The organism is Coleofasciculus sp. D1-CHI-01 (assembly GCF_040218875.1).
Lineage (GTDB): Bacteria > Cyanobacteriota > Cyanobacteriia > Cyanobacteriales > Coleofasciculaceae > Coleofasciculus.
The window spans coordinates 21,505-29,154 of record NZ_JAVJQP010000086.1; the positions used below are offsets into that span (position 1 = coordinate 21,505).

The following is a 7,650-nucleotide window of genomic DNA, read 5'->3' on the forward strand; positions in this document are numbered from 1 at the left end:
AGATAACGATAATTTTAATCGCGTATGAGTGAACAATCTACCCTCAATCCCACATCTACCACCTCAGACAAGGTAAAAAAACCCGATCAACATCAAAAATCCCAGGAGTGGTGGCGTAGTGCCGTTATCTATCAGGTCTATCCCCGCAGCTTCATGGATAGTAACGGCGACGGCATCGGTGATCTGAAGGGGATCATGCAAAAATTAGACTATATCGCCTCCCTTCGCGTTGATGCGGTTTGGGTTTCACCGTTTTTCAAGTCCCCGATGAAGGACTTTGGCTATGATATTTCTGACTATCGTGCAGTTGAACCCATGTTTGGCACGATGGAAGATTTCCAGAATCTCCTGAATAAGGCACATGATTTGGGGTTAAAGGTTCTCATTGATCAGGTATGGAACCACACCTCAAACGAACACCCTTGGTTTCTAGAGAGTCGCAGTAGCCACGACAATCCCAAAGCAGACTGGTATGTCTGGGCGGATGCCAAACCCGATGGGACACCCCCTACCAACTGGCTTTCCACCTTTGGCGGAAGTGCGTGGACATGGGACCCGAAACGGGAACAGTATTACCTGCACAATTTCCTCGCCGAACAGCCGGATTTAAACTGGTATAACCCGGAAGTTAGAGAAGCCATTCTGGATGTAGCCCGGTTTTGGTTAGATATGGGGGTCGATGGATTCCGTCTAGATGTGGTGAACTTCTTTGCCCATGACCGCCAATTACGGGATAATCCACCCCGACCCAAAAATAGGAAACGTCCAGCCGGGGCAGATCCCCACGATCCCTTTTTCTCCCAATGGAATAAATATAACTTCTGCCAACCGGAAACCTTGGAATTTCTCGAACCGATTCGGGAATTGATGGATCAATATCCCGGAACAATGACGTTAGCAGAAATTAGTTCGGCTGAAGATACGGTGGTTACGTCCAGTGAATATGTTAAAGGAGAGAAACGCTTACATACTGCCTATAACTCAGCCTTGATGCACGATGAACCGTTGAGTTATCAGCGAGTGCGGGACATGATTGAGCAGGTAGAAAGCCATTTCCAAGATGGTGTCATCTGCTGGACAGGAGGAACCCATGATTTTCCCCGACTAAAAAGTCGCTGGCTGAAGTTTCTGATTGATGATAAATTTACCCACGCCGTCTTTGACCATCTATTTATCGCCCTCCAGCTTTCCTTGCGGGGAGGGTGCTGTATTTATCAAGGGGATGAACTGGGTTTAACCCAAGCCACGATTCCCTTTGAAAAAATGCAAGACCCCTTTGGACTAGCCGGGTATCCGTCAATTTTGGGTCGAGATGGGTCACGCACCCCTCTCCCTTGGCACAAAGATGCGCCCAATGCTGGCTTTACCACAGCAGAAGAACCCTGGCTACCCATTCCCGATGAACATCGTGACCAAGCGATTGACCAGCAGGATCACGAACGGATGTCTCTGCTGAATAAATATCGCCGTTTGATTCATTGGCGCAAGAAACAGCCAGCGTTACTGAAAGGGGATTTAACCCTATTGGATACAGAGGAACCGTTACTCGGGTTTACTCGCCAATGTGACGAACAAAAGCTGATTTGTCTGTTTAATTTGAGTCCAATGCCTGTGCATTATGATTTATCGCCCTACCCCAACTGTTATCGAGCCGATGAGTCTGATTTTATCAACCGACGGTATAACGGGGTTGTAGAAATTCCTGGCTATGGCGTTTATTTTGGCAATTATTCGCCGGAAACTGAATAGCGTTTAATTTCCAATGGCGATAATAAAGGGAGGATTTGTGTAGATTCTCCCTTTTTATTCAGAAATACGTTTTGACCAAGTTATAGTAGATTGTGTAGAGCGTAAGCGTAACACAACAGAGATAAAAAACAAAAGGGAAAGAAAGTAGGGGCGCATAGATGTGCGCCCTTACCAACGCCGAAAAATCGACTATAGCACTACGCACTCTAGTTAGGACACATCAAGAAAACATCAAATCGCTTTGACCCTGAGCGAAGTCGAAGGGTCAATCCCTTGTCAGGTAAGCGTTTTCCTTCACTATTGCCTATTGCCTATTGCCTATTGCCTATTGCCCAGCGCGTAGCGCTATACCCCCGTTTTGGTAGGGACAAGACAAAGGGCAGAAGGCAAAGAGTAGGGATGCAAAGTATAGAAATAATAACTGTTTAGACAAACATACAGCAGATTTGGTGGTTGAGGAGGTCAAGCCTTAAGCAAGATCCCCGACTTCTTCAAGAAGTCGGGGATCTGTCTGTGTACTTCACTTACTACCAAAAGCGCTGTAATATCAATCCAATAATTCATCCACTGCTACACTAAATCCTTGTAATACCTCCTGTGTCCTGGCGACCTCACCCTTACCAAACCATAACTTTTGAGTTTGAGTCAGCACAAATATTAAGCGATTCTCTGGTAAAACTAACCAAACTTCCTGACAACCTGACTCCAAATACTCAGTCGCTTTTGCCCAAAAATCCTCAACTAAGTCAGTCGGGGAAGCCACCTCAGCAATTAACGGAAAACTGACAGGAAGTACCTCAAACTCACCATACTCTTCAAGCAATTCGCGAGTGATATAAGCAACATCTGGACGCCGCCCTTGTTTATGGGTACGACAGGGGGCTTCTGTCAACACTTCTCCCCCTTGCTCACTGGAGATTTTATAACTCCTCCAGTAATAATCTAATCTGGATTGAGTGACACTGTGCTTAAACGTCATTCCATTTTTCTCAACAAGTTTCCCATTCACCCACTCCATGCGATCAGGAGGATTTTGCATATAGTCTTCCAAGGAGAAAACTTTTTGTCCAACAGGAGTAGTCACCATATCTGCTTACTTTCCTTGGGTAACAATTACAATTGACAGATAACTTAATCTAGGAGCGATTTTCTGTCGCTTCTACCAGTTCCGCCATAGAACAATTCAACATCTCTAGCAAGCGCTGAACCTGAGCCACCGTCAGGCGAGGTGGATTTGAACTCGTCTCCCACACGTAGATTGTTTTTTCCGTCACTCCCAACTCCATCGCTACTTGTCGGCGAGTTAAGCCAGCACGGTTTCGCAATTCCATCAAAGTTACTTGATTACTTGCTTCAGTCATTATATACTGAACGGTAATTACTGTACGGTATAGACAAAACAGTAAAAACAAGAAATACAGTCAAGAGCAGAGTGTGGTGTGATAAACATGCAGCAGTTTTTTTAAAGAGGTAAGTAGTCGGACAATGCCTAACTAGACTAGCGTTGGGGCAAAACCTTGCTACCTAATTAACTATGACCTATGAACTATGAACCCTAAACTCAAATCGGAATTTCAATCACAAACTCTGTTCCTTGACCCGGTGTGGAATTACAGGTAAACGTTCCGCCATGTTTTTCAACAATGAGTTGATGGCTAATTGACAATCCTAAACCCGTACCTTTCCCCGGAGGTTTAGTGGTAAAAAAAGGCTCAAAGATTCGCTGTTTCAGTTCGTCATCTATTCCCGGTCCGTTATCGATAATGCGAATAACCGCACACGCCCCAGATTTCCCATTATCAATTAATTCTGTGCGAATCCAGATGGATGGCGTTATCGTTTGCTCACTGTCCCCATTAGCGGGTTGAGAACGCATGTCTTTTAGGGCATCAATGGCATTGCACAGCACATTCATAAATACCTGATTTAACCCACAAGGATAACAAGTGACTAAAGGCAGTGTGCTATAATCCTTGAACACTTTAATTTCTTGCTTGTTTCCTTTTGATTTTAAACGATAGTAGAGCATGACTAGGGTGCTATCTAGCCCTTGGTGAATATCTATCGATTGCTCTTCGTTTACTCCAGATAGGGTTTTGAGGGAATAAACAAGTTGACGCAGTCGTTCAGCACCCATTTGCATAGATGACAGGGTTTTGGGAAAATCTTTGAGGAGAAAATCTAGATCAATTTCTTCGGCTTCCTGTTGAATTTCTGGTGCAGGTTGGGGGTTATATTTGTTGTAGAGTTGGAGTAAATTTAATAAGTCTGTGGTATACTGTTGAGCATGAGGAAAATTGTTACATAAGAAATTAACCGGATTATTAATTTCGTGGGCAACTCCAGCCAGCAATTTGCCTAAGGTGGAAAGATGTTCTTTTTCAATCAACTGTTGTTGCGTCTGGCGCAGTTGATTTAGTGCTTCTTCGAGTTGTTCGGCTTGGGCTTTGTATTTTGCTTGGGATCGCCGCAAGGATTCTTCGGTAGCTTTGCGCTGGGTGATATCTGTGACGAAGCCTTCATAGTAGAGTAAATTCCCGTCGCGATCGCGCACCGCCCTAGCATTCTCACAAATCCAGATGATCTGCCCATCTTTCCGATACACCTGGGATTCAAAGTCTGTAACTGAATCGTGCGATCGCAGTTTCTCAATAAAGTCCCGGCGTCGATTTGGATCAACGTAAAGTTGTTGTCCAATGTCGGTTAGCTTCTCCAAAATTTCCGCTGGGGATGCATAGCCATAAATCTTTACCAGCGCTGGATTGCAGTCGATAAATCGCCCGTCTGGAGTGGTTTGAAAAATGCCCTCAACGGCACCCTCAAACATGCTGCGATATTTCCTCAGGGCTAACTCCATATCTTGACGTTCTGCAATTTGATCCGCTAATTCCTCATTCAACACTTCTATCTGCCGAGTTTGCTTAACCAAATTGGGACATAAGGGTTTGTCTGACTCCAACCAATCAGGTGGACTGTTGAGTAAACGGTCGCTGCTGGGAAGTAACATGAGGGTGTTGCTAAGCTTATCTGGGCATTACTACTAGCTTCTAGGATTCTGATCACGCTATCAGTGATATGTAGTCCGCAATACTTGTGATTTTAATCACTAAGTTGAGTGAGATGAGTCACGTTAAGCGCTAGGTGTCTCGACTGCCCTTGATTGTACGGATTGTTGCTAAAAATTGACTCAGGAATGGTAACCCGCCAATGGCTGGTAAAAAGTAACGCGAGGTACACAGCAATCCCAAGGCGGCGGCGGTGGCGGGGTCTAGATAGTCCTGATAAAACAAGACTAATGCGGCATCGCGTGTGCCAACTCCGGCAAAGGTGAGCGGTAATAATCCGGCTAAAATGGCGAGGGGAGACAAGGCGAGATTGACTAGAAAAGGAGTCGTCGCCTTCAGCGCTAGGATAAAAAACCAAATTTGTAATAAGTGTAAAAACCAAATAAAAATCGACGTCCCGGTGATTTTGAGAAGCTGACGTTGATCGCGCCAAAAATAGTCATGCATGTCGCCCCAAGAGCCTTGCATTGTTTCTAATTTGGAACGCATCTTTTTTGGGGCAATCTTGCGAGCCACGATAAAGAAAAAATAAGCAAATTTGCGAGACGCCAAGAGACAAATCCCCAAGATTAACCCCACGCCCACCGCTATCGTCATCAGCCAAAATAGCCAATCTTTCGGTTCATAGAGTAATAAACCAAAAACACACCACAACAGCAGGGATAAAAGATCACAAGCTTTTTCAAAAATCACCAGCGATAACGAAAGAGTCCCACTCAAATGACCACGCTGTTTCATGAAATAGGCTTTGGCAATATCCCCCATCTTGGACGGCAGTACCATATTTAAAACACTTGCCGCTAAGATTAACCGATTTGCCTCAAAAAAGCCCAAGCGAGATTCACTAGGCATCAGTTGTTGCAACCGCCAAGACGTGAATAAGGTTAGGGGAACAACCATTCCCAAGCTTACAGGCATCCAGACGCGATCGCTATTTTGGAAAACGGCAACGAGTTCGGGAAAATCAATTTTTGAGTAAATCACTGCCAGGATAATTAGGCTGACGGCGATTGAAATTAGTCGTTTCATAAATTAGTCATTGGTCATTTGTCATTAGTCTTATGTCTTATGTCACCGAACAGTGAACTTAGACTCATGATTCCTACTTTTAAAATTTTCGCTCTAATCGCAGCCATTCATAAGCATCTAGTTTCTTAACCTCATTGGTTAAATCTAACCAGGGCTGTAATTGTCCACGTTGAAACGTGCGACTCATAACCACATAAATCGAAGTTTGATCGCCACCCATTCCGGCAGCGACTACCTCTTTCCAGGACTGAGCTTGCAACTCATCAATGATATGCCATTGTCCATCTTTCCACTCTATCAAGCGACGGAAGTGGAACGGAGCTTTTTGCTTGCCTGTAATTAGCATTTTTTGTAAGAGTTTGCGGATTAAGTTGGGAAAGAAGCGACCCACTGTGAGCATGACAACTCGCAAAATTATTAAATTTGTGGGGGTCATTTGTTTCTGTTTTGCCCACCCCAACTCTCCTTCAATCATAATTTCATTTTCCTCAACTTTGACTTGATAGGTATCAACTAAATGACCGACAGCATTTTTTATCTTTTTACCCGTTATGACTTGCAATGAAAATTGAGTGTCAGAGGCGACTAAACGCTTGTCCTGAAACAGTTTAAATACTCCCCCTTTGTTTAAGGCTAAATACAGTTCCGTATTTTGGCGACGGTCAATTAAAACTTGTGCATCCTTAAACCAAACTCGACCCGAAGAACGGGGAGTGGGTTCAGGTCGAGTTGACACAAAATCGCGCCATGTGAGTAAATAGTTCCAGGTATGGTGACCAATAATGTGATCGTCAGCATAGCAAGGAGCCAGTCCATTTGCCAGTCCCACCAGGACGCGATCGTTGATTTCTAGGGCTTGGGGATACCACTGTCCCACAAGTTCAAAACCATGAGGAAAGAAATTGTATGTATTGCGACTGGTATATTCTCCCCCATAAGAGCCATCAGGATGGACAAATTCTGCGGCTAAATCAACCGCTTTGACTAATGCTTCTTTAAGCCGGGGATCAGGTCTTAGTTGATAAATCCGCGCTAAACAAGAAATCGTTAACGTATGGTAACCGGGGTCACAACCTTCGTACTCAATAAACCAACCTTCAGGGTTTTGCCAGGATAATACCTGTTCTAAACGTTGCACTCTAGCTCTATCCCACTTGGTTGCTTGTAATAAATTAGATAGCAAATCTAGACATAAAACAATTAACGCTTGGTGATTAGTCAGGCGTCCACTTTCTTGATGATGGGCTAACCAATCGGCGCGTTTTTCAAAAAACTTTAAAGCAATTGGGTTATTTAACCCTAATTCTTGATAACTGTCAATACAGGCAAGTAGGGAAAATGCCGCTGCGCCTCCGGCTCGTTCATAAGGGAAATAATCATCACAAGACCCATCCGGATGGGCGCTTTTAGCCGCATAAAGAATTCCAGCTTCTACCCAATCTTGCATCGCTGGTTGTTGGTAAAAAGGGTTATCGGATAACTGGGTATTATATGCTAATGCTAGAGGCAGAACAAACTCCTGAGCCATTCCACTGGGGAAATCGATAATTTTATACTGCCAGAAGTTGCGGTCAAAACAGCCGTAGGTAGGACTGTGCGGGTTGCGGTCTAGCAGGGTAAGGAGTTTGGGTATTTGGGCAAGGGCTTCGCGGGCAAACAGGTCTTTATTCATTGTCATTTGTCATTTGTCATTTGTCATTTGTCATTTGTCATTTGTCATTTGTCATTTGTCATTTGTCATTTGTCATTTGTCATTTGTCATTTGTCATTTGTCATTTGTCATTTGTCATTTGTCATTTGTCATTTG

6 protein-coding genes are annotated in these 7,650 nt (G+C 44.2%); 1 reads left to right on the forward strand and 5 read right to left on the reverse strand.

All coding sequences use genetic code 11. From position 1 onward, the window contains the following. Positions 1-24: 24 nt before the first annotated feature. Positions 25-1,749 carry an alpha-glucosidase family protein gene (locus RIB93_RS15735; RefSeq protein WP_446373679.1) on the forward strand — a complete coding sequence of 575 codons (1,725 nt, stop codon included), beginning with the start codon at positions 25-27 and terminating at the stop codon, positions 1,747-1,749. Positions 1,750-2,296: 547 nt separating this feature from the next. Here the strand turns inward: RIB93_RS15735 and RIB93_RS15740 are convergent. The 5 genes from RIB93_RS15740 to RIB93_RS15760 form a co-directional block, all read right to left on the reverse strand. Further along, positions 2,297-2,836 (reverse strand): Uma2 family endonuclease, encoded by a 540-nt coding sequence (locus RIB93_RS15740; RefSeq protein ID WP_446373680.1) that lies wholly within the window; start codon positions 2,834-2,836, stop codon positions 2,297-2,299. A 49-nt stretch (positions 2,837-2,885) separates the two neighbouring features. After that, positions 2,886-3,110 carry a helix-turn-helix domain-containing protein gene (locus RIB93_RS15745; protein ID WP_446373681.1) on the reverse strand — a complete coding sequence of 75 codons (225 nt, stop codon included), beginning with the start codon at positions 3,108-3,110 and terminating at the stop codon, positions 2,886-2,888. Positions 3,111-3,310: 200 nt separating this feature from the next. Next, a complete protein-coding gene (locus RIB93_RS15750; protein ID WP_446373682.1) occupies positions 3,311-4,756 on the reverse strand; it encodes a sensor histidine kinase in 1,446 nt (481 codons plus the stop codon). A 130-nt stretch (positions 4,757-4,886) separates the two neighbouring features. After that, on the reverse strand, positions 4,887-5,843 hold the full coding sequence (locus RIB93_RS15755; protein WP_446373683.1) for a lysylphosphatidylglycerol synthase transmembrane domain-containing protein: 957 nt from the start codon (positions 5,841-5,843) through the stop codon (positions 4,887-4,889). Between the two features lie 79 nt (positions 5,844-5,922). Beyond that, positions 5,923-7,515 carry a hypothetical protein gene (locus tag RIB93_RS15760; protein WP_446373685.1) on the reverse strand — a complete coding sequence of 531 codons (1,593 nt, stop codon included), beginning with the start codon at positions 7,513-7,515 and terminating at the stop codon, positions 5,923-5,925. Positions 7,516-7,650 lie beyond the last annotated feature (135 nt).